Annotated in this window: 15 protein-coding genes, 4 tRNA genes and 1 rRNA gene; 19 read left to right on the top strand and 1 reads right to left on the bottom strand. The window is 35.4% G+C overall.

Going from position 1 to position 19291, the window contains the following annotated elements; translation table 11 throughout:
- Positions 1–205 precede the first annotated feature (205 nt).
- From DMB92_RS06830 to argS, 16 genes are all read left to right on the top strand, one after another.
- Positions 206–281 (top strand) — tRNA-Ala (locus DMB92_RS06830).
- Positions 282–285: 4 nt separating this feature from the next.
- Positions 286–362 (top strand) — tRNA-Ile (locus DMB92_RS06825).
- Positions 363–690: 328 nt separating this feature from the next.
- The gene (locus DMB92_RS06820; protein WP_142682311.1) at positions 691–1272 is read left to right on the top strand and encodes a cytochrome c3 family protein; all 582 of its coding nucleotides are present in this window, start codon (positions 691–693) and stop codon (positions 1270–1272) included.
- Position 1273: 1 nt separating this feature from the next.
- Entirely contained in the window at positions 1274–3793 is a 2520-nt protein-coding gene (locus DMB92_RS06815; RefSeq protein ID WP_142682310.1) for a molybdopterin guanine dinucleotide-containing S/N-oxide reductase, read from the top strand.
- 92 nt (positions 3794–3885) lie between these two features.
- A complete protein-coding gene (locus tag DMB92_RS06810) occupies positions 3886–5151 on the top strand; it encodes a DUF2920 family protein (RefSeq protein WP_142682309.1) in 1266 nt (421 codons plus the stop codon).
- Positions 5152–5276: 125 nt separating this feature from the next.
- Positions 5277–5780 carry a ubiquinol-cytochrome c reductase iron-sulfur subunit gene (gene petA, locus DMB92_RS06805; protein WP_142682308.1) on the top strand — a complete coding sequence of 168 codons (504 nt, stop codon included), beginning with the start codon at positions 5277–5279 and terminating at the stop codon, positions 5778–5780.
- A 1-nt stretch (position 5781) separates the two neighbouring features.
- Positions 5782–7020 carry a cytochrome b gene (locus tag DMB92_RS06800; RefSeq protein ID WP_142682307.1) on the top strand — a complete coding sequence of 413 codons (1239 nt, stop codon included), beginning with the start codon at positions 5782–5784 and terminating at the stop codon, positions 7018–7020.
- A gap of 2 nt (positions 7021–7022) precedes the next feature.
- Positions 7023–8153 (top strand): c-type cytochrome, encoded by a 1131-nt coding sequence (locus DMB92_RS06795; protein WP_142682306.1) that lies wholly within the window; start codon positions 7023–7025, stop codon positions 8151–8153.
- Positions 8154–8340: 187 nt separating this feature from the next.
- Positions 8341–9150 (top strand): 30S ribosomal protein S2, encoded by an 810-nt coding sequence (gene rpsB / locus DMB92_RS06790; RefSeq protein ID WP_142682305.1) that lies wholly within the window; start codon positions 8341–8343, stop codon positions 9148–9150.
- Positions 9150–10226, top strand: coding sequence for a translation elongation factor Ts (gene tsf / locus DMB92_RS06785; protein ID WP_142682304.1), 1077 nt, complete (start codon positions 9150–9152; stop codon positions 10224–10226). The genes rpsB and tsf overlap by 1 nt, the downstream gene beginning before the upstream one ends.
- 1 nt (position 10227) lies before the next feature.
- On the top strand, positions 10228–10863 hold the full coding sequence (locus DMB92_RS06780) for an ABC transporter ATP-binding protein (RefSeq protein ID WP_142682303.1): 636 nt from the start codon (positions 10228–10230) through the stop codon (positions 10861–10863).
- The gene (gene fliR / locus DMB92_RS06775; RefSeq protein WP_142682302.1) at positions 10850–11623 is read left to right on the top strand and encodes a flagellar biosynthetic protein FliR; all 774 of its coding nucleotides are present in this window, start codon (positions 10850–10852) and stop codon (positions 11621–11623) included. The genes DMB92_RS06780 and fliR overlap by 14 nt, the downstream gene beginning before the upstream one ends.
- A gap of 106 nt (positions 11624–11729) precedes the next feature.
- The gene (locus tag DMB92_RS06770) at positions 11730–14003 is read left to right on the top strand and encodes a hypothetical protein (RefSeq protein ID WP_142682301.1); all 2274 of its coding nucleotides are present in this window, start codon (positions 11730–11732) and stop codon (positions 14001–14003) included.
- Positions 14000–14617: a guanylate kinase gene (gene gmk / locus DMB92_RS06765; protein ID WP_142682300.1), complete on the top strand. Its 618-nt coding sequence runs from the start codon at positions 14000–14002 to the stop codon at positions 14615–14617. Before DMB92_RS06770 ends, gmk begins: the two co-directional genes overlap by 4 nt.
- Before the next feature lie 4 nt (positions 14618–14621).
- Complete coding sequence (locus DMB92_RS06760) at positions 14622–14855, top strand: twin-arginine translocase TatA/TatE family subunit (RefSeq protein ID WP_142682299.1); 234 nt, start codon at positions 14622–14624, stop codon at positions 14853–14855.
- A gap of 9 nt (positions 14856–14864) precedes the next feature.
- Positions 14865–16457: an arginine--tRNA ligase gene (gene argS / locus DMB92_RS06755; protein WP_142682298.1), complete on the top strand. Its 1593-nt coding sequence runs from the start codon at positions 14865–14867 to the stop codon at positions 16455–16457.
- 79 nt (positions 16458–16536) lie between these two features.
- Here argS and DMB92_RS06750 read toward each other — a convergent pair whose 3' ends face one another.
- Positions 16537–16776, bottom strand: coding sequence for a ComEA family DNA-binding protein (locus DMB92_RS06750; RefSeq protein WP_142682297.1), 240 nt, complete (start codon positions 16774–16776; stop codon positions 16537–16539).
- A 580-nt stretch (positions 16777–17356) separates the two neighbouring features.
- Between DMB92_RS06750 and DMB92_RS06745 the strand changes: the two genes are divergently transcribed.
- The 3 genes from DMB92_RS06745 to DMB92_RS06735 all read left to right on the top strand — a co-directional run bounded on the left by DMB92_RS06745 (position 17357) and on the right by DMB92_RS06735 (position 19290).
- A 16S ribosomal RNA gene (locus DMB92_RS06745) occupies positions 17357–18869 on the top strand.
- 264 nt (positions 18870–19133) lie between these two features.
- Positions 19134–19209 (top strand) — tRNA-Ala (locus DMB92_RS06740).
- A 4-nt stretch (positions 19210–19213) separates the two neighbouring features.
- Positions 19214–19290: transfer RNA gene (locus DMB92_RS06735), tRNA-Ile, on the top strand.
- The last annotated feature ends 1 nt before the right edge of the window (position 19291 follow it).

The following is a 19291-nucleotide window of genomic DNA, read 5'->3' as shown; positions in this document are numbered from 1 at the left end:
AAACTCAATCAATCCTTGTTTAGATTTTAAAGATTGACAAAAAATAATAATTGTCTAGTTCCTTAACTGCCTAGGCAAAAACCTAAATTTATGATTTATGACAAACAAAGTTTGAAATAAATCTTTGTAGCTTTAGGTGGGTCAAGGGAGCTAGCTCCTTGTCGTTAAAGATTAGCTTTGTTAATCTGCGAAGTAAGGATAGTTTGGGGAATTAGCTCAGCTGGGAGAGCGCCTGCTTTGCACGCAGGAGGTCAGCGGTTCGATCCCGCTATTCTCCACCATAAAGGGCCTATAGCTCAGCTGGTTAGAGTGCACCCCTGATAAGGGTGAGGTCACAAGTTCAAGTCTTGTTAGGCCCACCATACTTGTATATCTTCTTTAGAAAAACTATACTCAAAACTTTCATTTTTATGCTTATCAATGTTTTTAAAATTTGATTTAGAATAAATACTTTGTTTATTGCTGTAAAAAATTTTTATTATATTTTTAATATACTTATTTTATTCCTTTAATTACTTTAACTAGAAATTTTTATTTGTATTTAGGATATATTTATTTTAAAATTGTATCAAATAAGAATAATATTATATTCTATAATAACAAATTTTATTGAGAATATATTTTTATTAAGGAATAATTAATAATATATAAATTATAATCCCAAAAATATTATTCATTAAGGAGGTTAAAATGAAAAAACTTTGTTTGCTCCTTTTAGCAAGTATTAGTTTTGCTTTTGCTAAGGGCGAGCTTTATTCTTCTGAGGTAATATCACTTTACCTAAACAAAGATGATACTCAGGTTCATGGTAGGCTCTTACCAACAAATGCTTTTGAGCTTGTTAAAACTGAGGGAAATAGAGTGCTTTTAAAAATCAGTGGCTTTGTCAATCCACAAGCTCCTTTTGTTCTCTATCACAACAGCACTCAAAGGGTTATGGTGGCAGCGTTTTCTAAAAATTCAAAATTAAATTTTGCAACAAAAATTCCAGCAAATGGTACAAAATGGGTTTATACAAGTATTCAGGTTTGGGCGGATAAGCAAGAATTTGTAAAAGATACAAAAGAAATGTTTGCAAAAGCTCAAAATTTATATCAAGAAAATTGCGGAATTTGCCACACAGCACATAAGGAAAATGAATTTAACGCAAATCAATGGCCTGCAACTTTTCGCTCTATGGTAAATCGCACAGGCATTGACAAAAAAGATCATTGGCTCATCATTGAATATTTGCAAAAAAATGCAAAAGATGCTCCAAAGAAAGGAAAATAAAATGAGTATAGATAGAAGAAAATTTTTAAAGATCGGTGCAGCAGGAGTTGGCGCTCTTTCTTTAGCTCCAAATTTACTTGCAAATGGTGTTGAAGCAAGCAAAGTAAGTTTAGGACTCGTTCAAAACGGAACTATAGTTACAGCAGCACACTGGGGAGTTTTGAAGCTTACTATCAAAAATGGTAAGGTAGTAAAAAGCGAACCTTATGAAAAGCTTACTAAAATGGACAATCCACTTTGGTATCAAACCCCTGATATGATTTATAAATCCCGCGTTCGTTTTCCTTATGTTCGCAAATCCTATCTTGAAAATCCAGACAAACCAAAGCCAGAACTTCGCGGAAAAGAAGAATTTGTGCGTGTAAGCTATGAAGATGCTATCAAGCTTATCGCTAAAGAACTTGCTAAAACAAGAAGACAAAAAGGCTCAAGTGGGGTTTTTGCAGGAAGTTATGGTTGGAAGTCAAGTGGTAACATGCAAAACTCACGCATACTTTTACACCGCTTTATGAATGTAACAGGTGGATATGTGGGCGTGAGTGGGGATTATTCAACCGGTGCTTCTCAAGTTATCATGCCTTATGTGGTAGGCTCTATAGAAGTTTATGAGCAACAAACCTCTTGGGAAAATATCTTAAGTGATAGTAAGATAGTTGTGATTTGGGGAGCTGATCCACTTTCTACTTTAAGAATTTCTTGGACAGCAAACGAACAAAAAGCTCTTGCGTATTTTGAAAAATTAAGAAGCTCAAAGATTAAAGTCGTTTGCATAGATCCTATTAGAACAGAAACGGCTAAATTTTTAAAAGCTGAATGGATAGCCCCTCGTCCAAATACCGATGTAGCTTTGATGATGGGTATGGCAAGTCATTTAATAGCCACAAATAAAGTAAATTATGAATTTTTACAAAACTACACCACAGGCTTTGAACAATTTAAGGCTTACTTAGAGGGCAAGGAAGATAAGATAGTAAAAGATGTAAAATGGGCAAGTGCAATTTGTGGCATAGATGAAAAAGTGATTATGGCTCTTGCAGAAAGATTTTATGATAATCCTACGATGATCATGAGTGGTTGGGCTATGCAAAGAGCTCATCATGGCGAGCAACCTCACTGGATGCTAGTAACACTTTGTTCTATGCTTGGACAAATTGGTACAAAAGGCGGTGGTTTTGGACTTAGCTATCATTATAGCGGTGGTGGTGTTCCAACTTGCAAAGGCGGTATCATCGGTGGTATGAGTGCAGGACCTGTTGGAATTTGGAAAAATGGTAAATTTGTAGGTATGCCAAAAGCAGGTGCTAAACTTGGTGGTGCTGAGTGGTTACAAAATACAGCAAGTCATTCTTTTCCTTTGGCTAGAATAGCCGATGCTCTTTTAAATCCGGGCAAAAAGATCGATCATAATGGAAGTAAGATCACTTATCCTAATATAGACTTTATTTATTGGGTTGGTGGAAATCCTTTAGTTCATCATCAAGACACAAACACAAACAAAAAGGCATGGAGAAAACCAAGAACCGTTGTTGTTAATGAAATTTATTGGACTCCAACAGCAAAAATGGCTGATATTGTTATGCCTGTAACAAGTTCTTATGAAAGAGATGATATCACTATGGCTGGGGATTATTCAAATATGCAAATTGTTCCTATGAAACAAGCCGTCGCTCCTCTTGATGAAAGCAAAGATGATTATGAAATTTTTTCAGATCTTTGTAAGGTCTATGGCGAGGCTGTTTATAATGCTTATACAGAAAATGGCAAAACAGCAAAGGATTTTATCAAAGAATACTACGATAGTGCCTTAAAGCAAACCCAAGCTTTTGGAGAAGCTTTTGCTACACCTATGCCAAGCTTTGAGGAATTTTGGGCTAAAAATGAGCCTGTTAGCTTCGAAGCTCCAGCTGATAGCTTAGAATGGGTAAGATTTGCAGACTTCATAGAAGATCCTATCTTAAATGCTTTGGGAACTGAGTCAGGTTTGATTGAAATTTATTCAAAAACCATTGAAAAATACAAATACAATGACTGCAAGGCACACCCTACTTGGTTTGAACCTATCGAGTGGCTTGGAAATGCAAATACTGAAGCTCCATTTCACCTGATCACTTCACACCCAGCAAATAGGCTTCATTCACAACTTTGCCACACTTCTTTGCGTGAAAAATACGCTGTAAAGGGTAGAGAGCCTATACTCATCAACAAAAAAGATGCGAAGAAAATCGGCGTTAAGAATGGTGATGTTGTTCGTGTGTTTAACAAAAGAGGCGAAATTTTAGCTGGTGTCGTTACGAGCGATGACATTATGCAAGGTGTTGTGAGAATTTGTGAGGGAGGCTGGGTAGATCAAGATGAAAATGGACTTTGCAAATACGGCGGAGTCAATGTTTTGACCCTTGATCTTCCAACTTCAAAGCTTGCTAATGGCAATATCGCACACACCGGACTTGTGAATATAGAAAAATTTACAGGAACTCTTCCTGAAATCACAGCTTTTTTAGCTCCAAAAGGTGCTTTATAAATTTCTTGCTCCTTTTTGGAGCAAGAACTTCCACGAAAAATAAAAAATTTTATAGTATAATACAAGCTATTTTTTAAAGAAAGAAGAAGCTTATGTATAAAACTCAAAATTATGAAATTTCCTCTTGTGATGATATTGAGCTTGGTATAAAACGCGAGAGTTTGCTTGAATTTAGGGTTAGTTTTGATGATAAAAAAGAAATGAAAGGCTTATTTTTCTTCATAGCTGGACTTGGAGAAGATAATAATCAAGACTATCAAGAAAAAATTTCTCGATTTGTTGTCAAAGAATTTCAAATGGCTGTTGTTCGCGTGGATTATCACTGTATAGGTTCTCGTCCTCAAACAGGGGCTAAATTTTATCTTGATGAAATTGATAAATTAATCGTCTATGAAGCTTGTAAGGCTTTAGAGATCGAACTTCCTTCAAATTTTATGCAAGAAAGTGAAATTTCAGATCAAGATGCTAGTAAACTTATGCGTTTTATAAGTGCAAATTTAGCACAAATGAAAAAGGAAGGATATATAAATCATGATTTTGTTTTACCCTTACATACAAGTTTAAAACCTCCTAAAAATGAATACCAAAATTTTGGTCTCATGCAAGCATTAGACTGCCTTAATACACTTTTATATCTTAAAAAAGATCCGCCTTTTAAACTAAAAAAAGACTTTCATACCATAATGATGGGTTCATCTCATGGAGGCTATATCGCTCATCTTGCAGCAAAATACGCTCCTTGGGCTATTGATGGGGTTTTGGATAATTCTTCTTATGCTATACTTGTGAAAAGGTTTGTGGGTTTTGGTAAAGAAATTGACTATACAACTATGGCTGAATTTGGCACTATGCAATTTTTTCCACATATTTATACACTTGGATCGACCAAGACTTTTTTTACATCAAACAAGTCTTCAAAAAACTATTTTTCAAAAGCTTGTGCAAGAATTCGTAGTCCTTTTGATAAAGAGCATTTAAGTACTCAAGCCAAGCTTCATAAGCCTGTTTATATTTCTTATCATTCAATAGGAGATACGAAAGTAGCTCCGTATCAAGTTAAGGTTGAGCTTTATGAGTGCTTAAAGAATTTAAATTTTGATGCCACACTACATTTTATCAAGGATCAAAGTGAGGTTGATGGTCAGTTTATTAAAAATTTAGATCATGGTATGGGTATGTCTTTAAAAACCCTCATTCAAAAGGAACTTCCAAATTTACTTGCTAAAAAGGTCAATTCTGATAAAAAAGATATCAAAGAGGTTTCATATCTTTGTGATATCGAAAATGGGGGGGGGCGTTTGATGTATCATTTTAAAGAAGAAGATGATAAAATAGTCCTTCGTATCAATAAAGATTAAATTTAATGTCTGTAATTTAAATTGTGAATAAAATATCTTTAATGAAATTTTGAAAAGACAAAGTAAAATTTAATTTTATTTTAGATAAGATAACAAACTGTTAATGTTATATGAAAGGAAACAAAATGGCTACTTCTGAAAGTAGGCGAAGTTTTATAGGCTTTGCCTTTGGTGGTGTGGCTACCGTAGGAGGCGTTTTTTCGCTTGTTGCGATGAAGAAGACTTGGGACCCTTTACCAAGTGTAAAAGCAGCTGGTTTTACCACAGTGGATTTATCCGGTATGAATGAAGGGGAGTTGAGGACTATAGAATGGCGTAAAAAACCTATCTTTATCCTTAAAAAAGATGCTAATATGGCAAAAGATGAAAAACGCGATGTTATAGTCGATAATGCTACTTACACCGTTGTGATAGGACTTTGCACACATCTTGGTTGTATTCCTGCTTATGCTCCAAGCGAAGGGCTTTTTAAGTGCGCCTGTCATGGAGGGGAATTTGATGTGAGTGGAAAAAATGTTTTTGGACCTCCTCCAAGACCTCTTGATATTCCTCCATTTAAGATAGAAGGAACAAAACTCGTTTTAGGCGAAGAGGGTCCTGAATATCAAAAAATGATAGCGGAGGCATAAGATGGCACATATAACAAAGGCAAATGGTATAGTTGATTGGCTTGATCAACGCTTAGCTGTCAAAAAGCTAATGAATGTTTTGATGGTTGAGTATTGGATACCAAAACAAATTAATTTTCTTTGGGCCATGGGCGTTATCTTAACCGTCCTTTTTACAGTGCTTTTTGTAACAGGCTTACTTTTAGTGATGTATTATAAACCAGACACCGCACTTGCTTTTGATAGCGTGAATAAAACTATCATGCAAGAGGCTGATTATGGTTGGCTTTGGCGTCATATGCACGGCGTAGCCGCTTCTGTGATCTTTTTAATCATCTACATTCATATGCTTACAGGAATTTATTATGGTTCTTATAAAAAGGGTCGTGAGATGATTTGGATCAGCGGTATGCTTTTATTTGTGGTCTTTTCTGCTGAGGCTTTTAGTGGTTATATGCTTCCTTGGGGACAAATGAGCTATTGGGCTGCTCAGGTTATTACTAATCTTTTTGGTGGTGTGCCTTTTATTGGTGATGCTTTGGTAATTTGGATTAGGGGCGATTATGCGGTAAGTGATCCAACCCTTACAAGATTTTTCATGCTTCATGTGTGCTTGCTTCCTATCGTTATCATTATGATCATAGCATTTCACTTTTATGCACTAAGAATCCCACATGTGAATAATGAAATTGCAGAAGAACTTGACTTTGATTTAGAAGCACAAAAATATAAAAATGGCGATACAAAGGGTTCAAAAGTTATTCCTTTTTGGCCAGCGTTTTTGTCTAAGGATTTCATGTATATTTGTTTATTTATGATCTTCTTTTTCTATCTTGTATGCTTTAAATTTAACTTTGCAATGGATCCTATTAACTTTGATCCAGCTGATGCACTAAAAACACCGGCTCATATCTATCCTGAGTGGTATTTCTTGTGGAGTTACGAGGTTTTAAGAGGATTTTTCTTTGATATTGGTAGCATTAAGGCTTTTGATATAGGGCTTGCTGCCTTTGGTATAGCTCAAGTGATTTTCTTTTTACTTCCTTGGCTTGATAGAAGTGATGTAGTAAAACCAGCTCATGCAAGAGGTAAATTCTTCGTGTGGTTTTGGATTTTGCTTGTGGATTTGATCGTGTTGACCGTTTATGGAAAACTTCCTCCAACGGGCATTAATGCGTGGATAGGTTTTGGTGCTTCTGTGGTATTCTTAGCCTTACTCCTCGTTGTTCTGCCACTCATCACAAGAAAAGAAAAGGAATAATCATGAGAGAGTTTAAAATATTTTTAGTGGTTGCGTGTTTTACAGCCCTTACTTACTGGGGTGTAGAGCCTTATGCGCATTCTGTGATGAAGCCTCATGTTGCTCCTGCAAATTTTGATTTTGAGCAAGAAGATATTAATTTTGCTAAAAAAATTCTCGCTGAAAAAGAAAAAGCTTTAGAGCTTGCTAAGGCTGAAAACAACGAGACTAATGTAGAAAGTGCAAATAAAGCTTTAGAGCTAGCTAAAGAAAATTTAGCTAAACAAGAAGCACTTTGGGCTAGCGTTGCAAAAATTGATTTTAATAGTGGCAATGCAAGTGAGGGAAAAGCTTTTTTTGAAACAAATTGTGTTGCGTGTCATGGAGCTAAATTTGATGGGATAGAAGGTGCTATTACTGATTCTTCTTTAGGTGTGTTACCACCTGATCTTAGTTCAGCAGGCTTGATTTATGATGAGAAATTTTTAGCTGCTTTGATTATGAATCCTGCCCTTGCTTTAAAAGTTGATCACAAATTTGGCGATGCTTTTTTAATGACTCCTTATAATGCTGAAGTGTCGGGAGAAAACGAAGATGTTGCAAATGCTAATATCGCCAATGTCATTGCCTATCTTAAAGAAATAGGTATAAAATATCAAGAAGATTTTGAAAACAAAACCAAAGCCTTACTTGATGAAAAATACGCGAAATTAACAGAACTTGATGAGGGTACAAAAAAGGTTCTTTGGCAAAAGGATTTCGAATTTGCTAAGGATAAAAATAATTTCATTGAAGCTTGTGGAAGATGTCATGATATGAAATATGATAGTTTTACAGCTGTTTCAGCTAAAAACGACTTAAAAGCTTATCTTGGTTCAAATCCGCCTGATCTTTCTATGATGATCAGATCTCGTGGCGATGAGTATCTTCATAATTTTATTAATAATACCCAAAAACTTTTGGTAGGAACAGCTATGCCAAGGGTAGGGATAACCGAAGAAGCTCAAGCAAGTGTAGTTGCTTATCTTGAAAAAGTAGGCGATAGTAAAAAAGAAGAAAGAGAGAGCCTAGGGCTTTATATCATGGGCTTTTTTGTGATTTTAAGTATCTTTGCTATAGCTTGGAAACGCAAAATTTGGTCTAAACTTCATTAAATTTTTTAGCTGATCCTGAAAGGGATCAGCATTTTTCTACTTAAAGCTTTTCTAAACCGCATTTATAAGTAAAAACTAAACTTATTTTTGATAAAATGTTTGCTCTTATTTCACACGCACAAATCCTTTTTAGCTTGTTAAGTTTAAGGTGTGCGGAGGAAAAAAGCTAAATTTATAAGGAGAAATAATGGTAACAATGAGAGATTTGCTCGAATGCGGTGTGCATTTTGGGCATCAAACACGCAGATGGAATCCGAAAATGAAAAAATTTATTTTCGGCGAAAGAAAAGGCATTTATGTCATAGACTTGCAAAAAACTTTGCGTTATTTTCGCTACACCTACAACATAGTAAAAGACGCTGCAGCTGAGGGCAAAACTATACTTTTTGTTGGTACAAAAAAACAAGCCGTAGCTGCTGTTAAAGAATATGCTGAAAAATGTGGTATGCCTTATGTTAATCATCGCTGGCTTGGTGGTATGATGACAAATTTTGGAACTATCCGTCAAAGTATTCGTAAATTAGAAATTATAGAAAAAATGGAAGAAGATGAAAGTATAAAGCTTTTAACAAAAAAAGAAGCTTTAATGCTTTCAAGAAAAAAAGCTAAGCTCATTGCTTATTTGGGTGGAATTCGCTACATGAAAACTCCACCTGATATGATCTTTGTTATTGATGTGGTAAAAGAAAAAATTGCTGTTGCTGAGGCAAATCGTCTTAGAATTCCTGTGGTTGCTCCACTTGATACAAATTGCGATCCGGATTTAGTTACTTATCCAATACCGGGCAATGATGATGCTATTCGCTCTGTTCAGCTTTTTTGTCAAGAAATGGCTGAGGCTATTATAGAGGGCAAGGCTTTAAGAGAGCAAGATGATATAGAGCAAGGCGAGCCTATCGCAGAAGAAGAAAAAAAAGCTGTACTTAAGGAAGCACTCGAAGAAGAAAATTTGAATGAAGAATTTAGTGAAGAAGATTTTGAAGAAGGAAAAGAATAATGGCTGAAATTAGTGCACAAATGGTAAAAGAGCTTCGTGAAAGCACAGGTGCTGGAATGATGGATTGTAAAAATGCTCTTAAAGAAACAGATGGAGACTTTGAAAAAGCTGTTCAACTTTTGCGTGAAAAGGGTTTAGGAAAGGCTGCCAAAAAGGCTGATCGTTTAGCTGCTGAGGGTTTAGTAAATCTCAAAATAAGTGATGATTTTAAACAAGCAACCTTAAGCGAGATTAATTCAGAGACCGATTTTGTCGCTAAAAATGAGCAGTTTATAGCTCTTACTAAGGATACTACTGCTCATATACAAACACAGGGTATAAGCACAAGCGAAGAGCTTCATTCAAGTGTTATCAATGGTGCTAAATTTGAAGAATACCTTAAAAGCCAAATCGCCACAATAGGCGAAAATTTAGTTGTTCGTCGTTTTGCTACGCTAAAAGCGGGTGAAAAAGGTATAGTTAATGGCTATATGCATAGTAATTCTCGAGTAGGAGTGATTATATCAGCGGCAAGTGATAGCGAGGAAAATGCAAGAAAGGCGAGTGATTTTTTAAAACAGCTTTGTATGCATATTGCAGCTATGAAGCCAAGTTATTTAAGCTACAAGGATTTGGATTTAGATTTTGTGGAGAGTGAATATAAAGCTTTGGTAGCAGAGCTTGAAAAGGATAATGAAGAAAGAAGAAGACTTAAAGATCCAAACAAACCTGAGCATAAAATTCCAAAATTTGCAAGTCGTAAGCAACTTAGTGATGAAATTTTAAAACAAGCCGAAGAGGATATCAAAGCGGAGCTTAAGGCACAAAATAAGCCTGAAAAAATTTGGGCGAATATAATCCCAGGTAAAATGAATAGCTTCATTGCCGATAATTCTCAGCTTGATAGCAAACTTACTTTAATGGGACAATTTTATGTCATGGACGATAAAAAGACCGTAGAGCAAGTTATTGCTGAAAAGGAAAAAGAGCTGGGTATAAAGCTTGAAATAGTTGAATTTATTCGTTTTGAAGTGGGCGAAGGCTTAGAAAAAAAAGCTGAAGATTTTGCCGCAGAAGTTGCCGCACAAATGAGTTAAAATGGAACTTCTAAGAGCGGAGAATTTAGGACATAGTTTTGATTATCCGCTCTTTGAGAATTTAAATTTAAGCTTAAATTCAAAAGACTGCATTGCTATACAAGGCAGTAGCGGTTGTGGAAAATCCACTCTTTTACATATCTTGTCTACTCTTTTAAAGCCAAAAAAAGGTAAGGTTTTTTACAAAAATCAAGATCTTTATACACTTAGTGAGAATGAAAGACTGAGTATACGCCGTTTTGATTTCGGGGTTATTTTTCAGGCTCATTATCTTTTTAGAGGCTTTTCAACGCTTGAAAATATAGAGCTTGCAAGTGTTTTATCACACAAGGGTTTAGATAAACAAATACTAGAAAATTTAGGCATATACACACTTTTAAATCAAAAGGTAAGCAAGCTCAGCGGGGGTCAACAACAAAGAGTGAGTATAGCTAGAGTTCTTTGTAAAAAACCTAAAATCATTTTTGCTGATGAGGCAACGGGAAATTTAGACTTTGCAAATGCTAAAAATGTGATTGATATTTTGATCTCTTATGCCAAAGAAAATGATGTAGCCTTACTTTTTGTAACACATGATACGAAGCTTGCTTCGCTGTGCGACAAGACATTTATGCTGGATAAAGATGGAATTTGTTAATTATTTGGGCGATAAAAATGTAGCTACTTTTATGCTTTTGTTTGCAAGATTAAGTGGCATGATCGTTTTTTTTCCTTTTTTTTCACACAATAACATTCCTCTTATCATAAAAACAACAGTTGTTTTGCTTTTGACCATGTTTTTATTTCCTTTAGCACAGATTAACATTCCTCAATATAATTCATTTTTTATTTTGCAAATTATTAGTGAAATTATTTTTGGCATGATAGCAGGGCTTGCGGTGCAACTTGTTTTTACTATTATTCAAATGGCAGGGGAATACATGTCTTTTACTATGGGTTTTACTATGGCAAGTGTGATTGATCCAAGTTCTGGAGCTAATATGCCCATAACTTCGCAAATTTTAGGGCTTATTGCTCTACTTGTTTTCCTAGCTTTTGATGGCCATCATTTGATCTTGCTTTTTATGAGTTATTCTTTGGATTATATTGTTTTAGGAGAATTTTATCCAAGAGAAAATTTGCTAAAATTTATTAATATTTCTTTACTTAATGTATTTATCATCGGTTTTACTATGGGATTTCCAATCTTAGCGATTTCATTGCTTGCTGATCTTATTTTTGGCTTGTTGATGAAAACTATGCCTCAATTTAATCTTTTAGTCGTCGGCTTTCCTATTAAGATTGTCCTTGCTTTTGCGGTTTTGATTGCAATTTTAGCTGTTATGATGAAATATTTTAAGGAGCTTATTTTAAAGGTTTTTACAAATATGCAACCCTTATTTTTTGTACAAAATTAGGTAACAAAAATTATATAGGATAAAATATTATTATTTTTTTATTCATATAAGCATTTAATAATTTAAAATATCTTAAAATTACGCTTATTATTAAGGAAATAACGCAATGAAAATTTTACTCATAAATCAAAATCCTATAGTCTCAAAGCTTGTAAAGCTTACAGCTGCGAAGATTGGATATGCTTTTGAAGAAAAAGAAAATTATGAAGAACTTGCTGAAAAAGTTGATGTTATTATCGTAGATAATGAAGTAAAAGTAAATTTAGGCGACTTGGAAAAAAAATGCGATAAGCTCATTTATCTTAGTTCTAAAAATCAAGAAGTTAAGGGACAGGCAAAGGTACTTCACAAGCCTTTTTTACCAACTGATTTAATCACTTGTATTGATGAAAATATGGCAGATATAGCCTTTAAAAAACCAAAAGATGACGAAGTTATAGTAGAAGCACAAAAAGATGAAAATCCTTATGCGGATATGAAATTTGATCTTGATGATTTGGAACTTAATGACTTAGAAGATAGTGTTAATGAAACAAACAAGGAAGAGGATAATAATGCACAAGATCAAGAAATAAAACCTCAAGAAGAAGCAACTCAAGAGACACAAGAACAAACTCAAGAAGCAGAGGAAGAAGTAGCAGAAGAAGAGATCAAGCAAGAAAAGAACTTAGACCCAGAACCTTTGCAAGCTAAAGAAAAGACTGAAGAAAAGCAAAAAGCAGGCAAGGGCGAAGATGAAAATTTTGAGGAATCAGATTTAGATAAAGCACTTACTTTAGGTTTTGGAGAACATGAAGAACAAGAAAAAGTAGCGTCAACAAAACAAGCTGAGTTAAAAGATGAGGATTTAGACTTAAAACTTGAGGATTTAAATGCTGATGAAGCCCCTAAGAAAGAAGAACCAAAGACTGAGCAAGAAGAAGTAACGCAAGATGTGATACAAGATGAGAATTTGGATTTACAACTTGAAGATACAAATGAAGAAGTAGATATAAAAAGCGATACAGAAAATTCAAAAGAAAGTGAAGAAATTTCTCTTGAGGATTTGGCTGAACCTGAGCAAATTGATTTAGTTGATGAGACAAGCGATGAAAATGAAGCTTCTAAACAAGAAATAAAAGAAGATGAGCTGTCTTCACAAGAGGATAGTCAAGAGCCTGCAAGTGATCAAATTTTAGAAACACAACAAGAAGCAAGTCTCGAGAAAGATGAAGAGCTTATTAATGAGAATGCCCAAGATGAGAGCTTGATACAAGATGAACTTATTTCATCTGATCCTGTTGCAAGCGTAGATGAAGCCGAGTTAAAAGATACAGACAAATCTAATGATATGAATGATGAGGTGCAAAAAGTAGAAGAAGTGCAAGAAAAAGAAGAACTCGAACCTTTGGCTGCAGAGGATCAAGACGCGTTCAAAGATGAGGATTTGGCTTTGCAGACAAAGCAAGATAGCCTAGTACAAAGCGAGGATATGCCTTTACAAACGAGTGAAGAAACTACTATACAAGACTTGGCAAAAGAAGAAGATGTGATCGAGTTAAAAGATGATGACGAAAAGAGCGAATATTTACAAGAAGAGTTTTTGCCACAGATAGAAGATACAAATGAAGAAGTAGATATAAAAAGTGAAGAGGATATAAAAAGCGATACAGAAAATTCAAAAGAAAGTGAAGAAATTTCTCTTGATGATTTGGCTGAACCTGAGCAAATTGATTTAGTTGATGAGACAAGCGATGAAAATGAAGCTTCTAAACAAGAAATAAAAGAAGATGAACAAGAAGCTCCTTTTAGCATAGAGGAGAAAGAAGAGCATATGAGTTTTGATGATTTGCCTCAAGATGCTTCTTTCTTAGGGCAGTCAAATGAAGAGCTTGAGCCACAAATGCAAGAAGATTTCGTGCCAAGTGTAGTTGAGCAAGAAGATATCTCGCAGCTAAGCACTCAAGATCAAATCAAGGCTGAATTATCACAAATTCAGGATATGGATAAGCAAGAAACTGATGTAAGCATAGATCAAAATACTATCACAATGCACGAGGACACTCATGAAAATTTAGATTTAAGCTCTCAGGATTTAGATGAAGATTTAAAAAATGTTACACAAAGAGAGATTAAGATTGCCCTAGGAGAAAGCGTTGAGGATTTGCCAGAAGAAGATGAGTTAAAATTTGAAAGAATAAGCACAGATGAACCAACAGAACTTGATTTAGAGCAAAAACCTGAAGAGCATTCAAAAGATGATGAACTTATGAGTGAACTAAGCAAGAGTATAACTAGTGCTATTACTTCAAGTATCAATGATGAAACCCTAAGAGCTGCATTAAAGGGCATGAATATGAATATTAACATAAATATAAATTTTGATGAGGATAAGCATTGAAAGGCTTTGTTTTACTCATTTCAGGACCAAGTGGAGCGGGTAAATCCACTTTGCTTAAGAGATTAATAGAAGAATACAAAGATGAGTTGTATTTTTCAATCTCAAGTACGACAAGAAAGCCAAGAGATGGAGAAAAAGATGGGGTAAATTACTTTTTTATCTCCAAAGAAGAATTTGAAAAAGGTATTCAAGAGGGAACATTTTTAGAATTTGCAAGGGTACATGATAATTATTATGGAACTTCTTTAAAGCATACTTTTGAAGCTTTAGAGCAAGGTAAAATTGTTATTTTGGATATTGATGTGCAAGGATTTTATATAGCTAAAGATATATTAAATGAAATTATTACCTCAGTTTTTGTAACAACAAGGGATAAAAAAGAGTTAAAAAAAAGACTTCTTAAGCGAAATACTGATACAATAGAGGTGGTTGAAAAAAGGCTCATAAATGCCGAAGATGAGATCAAAGAACTTTGCGAGTATGATTTTTTGATCATCAATGAGGATTTAGATAAGGCTTATAATGAACTTAGGGCTATTTTTCAAGCACAAAAACTAAAAACAAAAACACAAAATTTAACACAATTTCAACTTCAATGGAATAAAGGAGAATAAAATCATGCATATGCCAACAGGAACTCAGTGGCTGATTATCTTACTCATAGTTGTTTTGCTTTTTGGAGCAAAAAAAATCCCAGAACTTGCCAAGGGTCTAGGTAAGGGAATTAAGAGCTTTAAAAATGAAATGAATAATGATACAGATGAAAAGGTTGTCGAAAAAATCGAAGAAAAGGCTGACATAAAAACAACAAATGCTAGCGATGAAAATTTAAAAGAAGAAAAAAAGGCTTGAGGCTTATTTTTGAAAAATGTTGTTTATGAAGCGATAAAGAAGGTTTTAGTTCAAGACTTTATTCTAGAAAGTCCTAAGGATAAGAATTTAGCACATTTTGCAACTCCGCTTGCTTTTTCTTTAGCCAAAGAGCTAAAGAAAAATCCCAAGCTTATTGCTGAGGAGCTTGCTTTAAAATTTGATAAGAGTTTTTATTTTGAAAGTGTTGAGGCTGTAAATGGGTATTTAAATTTTAAGCTTTCAAGAGCTTTTTTAAATTCCGTCGCCACTGAGGCTTTAAAAGATCCTTCCAGCTTTTGCAAAGGTGAAAAAAAAGATAAAAGTTTTTTGCTTGAATTTGTAAGTGCAAATCCCACAGGTCCTTTGCATATAGGTCATGCAAGAGGGGCTATTTTTGGCGATACTCTTTCAAGACTTGCAAAATATTTAGGATATAAATTTGATACCGAGTATTATGTAAATGATGCCGGAAATCAAATTTATCTTTTAGGACTTTCTGTTTTGCTTGCCGTAAAAGAGCATTGTCTAGTTCAAGAGGTTGATTACCCTGAAGAGTATTATAGAGGTGCTTATATAGTGGATTTAGCTAAAGAAGCCTTTGAAAATTTTGATAAGAGCTTTTTTACCGAAGAAAATATAGAAAATTTAGCCACTTGGGCTAAGGATAAAATGCTCATTTTGATCAAAAAAACGCTTGAAGAAACAGGCATAAAAATTGACAGCTTCGTAAGTGAGAAAAGCTATTATAAGGATCTTGAAGCAACCTTGCAGGATTTGAAAAATCATCATGGAATTTATGAAAAAGAAGGCAAAATTTGGCTTGCCTCAAGCACTAAGGGCGATGAAAAGGATCGTGTGATCCTTAGAGAAGATAAAAGCGGCACTTATCTTGCAGCGGACATTGTTTATCACCGCGATAAAATGAGTAGAGGCTATGATGAATGTATCAATATCTGGGGTGCTGATCATCATGGCTATATTCCTAGAATGAAAGCTGCTATGGAGTTTTTGGGCTTTGATAGCACTAAATTAAAAATCATTTTGGCACAAATGGTATCCTTACTTAAGGACGGCGAGCCTTATAAGATGAGTAAAAGAGCCGGAAATTTCATACTTATGCAAGAAGTTTTAGATGAAATTGGTAGCGATGCTTTGAGATTTATCTTTTTGAGTAAAAAATGCGATACACACTTAGAATTTGATGTTAGTGAGCTTAAAAAAGAAGATAGCTCAAATCCCGTTTTTTATATAAATTACGCTCATGCCAGGATAAATCAAGTCTTTGCAAAGTCTAAAAAAAGTGTGGAAGATATTTTGGAGGCTGATTTTTCAAATTTAAGCGAAGAAGCCTTAAATTTACTCTTTGAAAGTTTAAATTTAAATGCTATTTTAAATGATGCTTTTCAAACGCAGTCTTTACAAAAAATTCCTGATTATTTAAAGGCTTTGGCGGCAAGTTTTCATAAATTTTATAACGAAAACAAGGTCATTGGAAGTCAAAATGAACAAAGTTTGCTTAAACTTTTTGCCGTAGTTGCTTTGAGCATAAGAACAGCTCTAGGCATTATGGGTATCAAAGCAAAGGACAAGATGGAACACTAAAGAAGATCTTTCATTGAATATCAACGAAAGATCTAGATATCAAAATACATTTCAAACTTAAGATATATTAAGTTCCTTCTTATTCGACCGTGATTTGATCTTTGATGCCTTCAAAAAGCTTATCGCCTATACCTTTAACCTTTTTGAGATCTTCTATCTTTGTAAAGTTTTGATCTTGTCTATACTCGATTATAGCTTTAGCCTTTGCTTCTCCTATGCCCTTAAGCGACTTTAAGGTATCTACATCAGCTGTGTTGATATTTACTGCAGCAAATAAAACTCCCACGAAAGCCATAAAGATGAAAAATATTTTTTTCATTTACTTCTCCTTAAAAATTTTTTTATTGTTTCATTATGGCATAATCAGTCAATAAAACCAAATATTTTTCAAATAAAACGATTTTTCTTTATTTTTGGGTTACCAAAAGTTTCACAAATATACAAATTTTTCATTTTATCAAACTTTAAGCTTATTTGTATATAATTTCATTTCCCTTTTTGTTTTTCTAAACATTTACCTAGGGATTTTTGAGTTTTATAACTAAGAAATCTTTTTTAGCTTATAAATTTTCAATCAAGCTTTTATTGTTTTTTGTTAAACTCTAACACGGCTTAAAAGGCAGTGTTTAGTATTTTTATATTAAAAGCTAAAAGCAAAATTTGTTCTTTAAATTAGTATTGTTTTTCAAATCTTATTAGTCAATCTTTGAAATCTAAATAAGTGATCGATTGAGCCAGATTTAATTTGCTTTTAAAACTAAAAGCTCTTTAAATTTAAAAACTTTTTCTTTGAAGAAAAAGATTAAACAATCCAAACTTGAATTGATTTATTATTGAAGTATTTTTCAATTATTTGTCATTCAAATACACTAAAATAAAATTAATTTGTTTTAGTATTTTTTATGGAGAGTTTGATCCTGGCTCAGAGTGAACGCTGGCGGCGTGCCTAATACATGCAAGTCGAACGATGAAGCTTCTAGCTTGCTATAAGTGGATTAGTGGCGCACGGGTGAGTAAGGTATAGTTAATCTGCCTCTTGCAGGGGGACAACACTTAGAAATGAGTGCTAATACCCCATACTCCTGCTTAACACAAGTTAAGTAGGGAAAGTTTTTCGGCAAGAGATGAGACTATATAGTATCAGCTAGTTGGTGGGGTAAGAGCCTACCAAGGCTATGACGCTTAACTGGTCTGAGAGGATGATCAGTCACATTGGAACTGAGACACGGTCCAAACTCCTACGGGAGGCAGCAGTAGGGAATATTGCGCAATGGGGGAAACCCTGACGCAGCAACGCCGCGTGGAGGATGACACTTTTCGGAGCGTAAACTCCTTTTCTTTGGGAAGAATTTTGACGGTACCAAAGGAATAAGCACCGGCTAACTCCGTGCCAGCAGCCGCGGTAATACGGAGGGTGCAAGCGTTACTCGGAATCACTGGGCGTAAAGGGCGCGTAGGCGGATTATCAAGTCTCTTGTGAAATCTAATGGCTTAACCATTAAACTGCTTGGGAAACTGATAATCTAGAGTGGGGGAGAGGCAGATGGAATTGGTGGTGTAGGGGTAAAATCCGTAGATATCACCAAGAATACCCATTGCGAAGGCGATCTGCTGGAACTTAACTGACGCTAAGGCGCGAAAGCGTGGGGAGCAAACAGGATTAGATACCCTGGTAGTCCACGCCCTAAACGATGTATGCTAGTTGTTGGGCTGCTAGTCAGCTCAGTAATGCAGCTAACGCATTAAGCATACCGCCTGGGGAGTACGGTCGCAAGATTAAAACTCAAAGGAATAGACGGGGACCCGCACAAGCGGTGGAGCATGTGGTTTAATTCGAAGATACGCGAAGAACCTTACCTGGGCTTGATATCCTAAGAAGCTCTTAGAGATAAGAGTGTGCTAGCTTGCTAGAACTTAGAGACAGGTGCTGCACGGCTGTCGTCAGCTCGTGTCGTGAGATGTTGGGTTAAGTCCCGCAACGAGCGCAACCCTCGTATTTAGTTGCTAACAGTTAGGCTGAGCACTCTAAATAGACTGCCTTCGTAAGGAGGAGGAAGGTGGGGACGATGTCAAGTCATCATGGCCCTTATGCCCAGGGCGACACACGTGCTACAATGGCATATACAATGAGACGCAATACCGCGAGGTGGAGCAAATCTATAAAATATGTCCCAGTTCGGATTGTTCTCTGCAACTCGAGAGCATGAAGCCGGAATCGCTAGTAATCGTGAATCAGCCATGTCACGGTGAATACGTTCCCGGGTCTTGTACTCACCGCCCGTCACACCATGGGAGTTGATTTCACTCGAAGTGGAAATGCTAAACTAGCTATCCCCCACAGTGGAATCAGCGACTGGGGTGAAGTCGTAACAAGGTAACCGTAGGAGAACCTGCGGTTGGATCACCTCCTTTCTAGAGTACAAAGTGATAAGTCTCACAACTATCACTCAAATACAATGAAACATTGTAGCAAACTCAATCAATCCTTGTTTAGATTTTAAAGATTGACAAAAAATAATAATTGTCTAGTTCCTTAACTGCCTAGGCAAAAACCTAAATTTATGATTTATGACAAACAAAGTTTGAAATAAATCTTTGTAGCTTTAGGTGGGTCAAGGGAGCTAGCTCCTTGTCGTTAAAGATTAGCTTTGTTAATCTGCGAAGTAAGGATAGTTTGGGGAATTAGCTCAGCTGGGAGAGCGCCTGCTTTGCACGCAGGAGGTCAGCGGTTCGATCCCGCTATTCTCCACCATAAAGGGCCTATAGCTCAGCTGGTTAGAGTGCACCCCTGATAAGGGTGAGGTCACAAGTTCAAGTCTTGTTAGGCCCACCAT

The sequence above is a fragment of the Campylobacter sp. MIT 99-7217 genome, assembly GCF_006864365.1.
In the GTDB taxonomy this organism is placed as follows: domain Bacteria; phylum Campylobacterota; class Campylobacteria; order Campylobacterales; family Campylobacteraceae; genus Campylobacter_D.
Note: the sequence above shows the minus strand (reverse complement) of the source record. Positions and strands in the feature narration are given on the sequence as shown.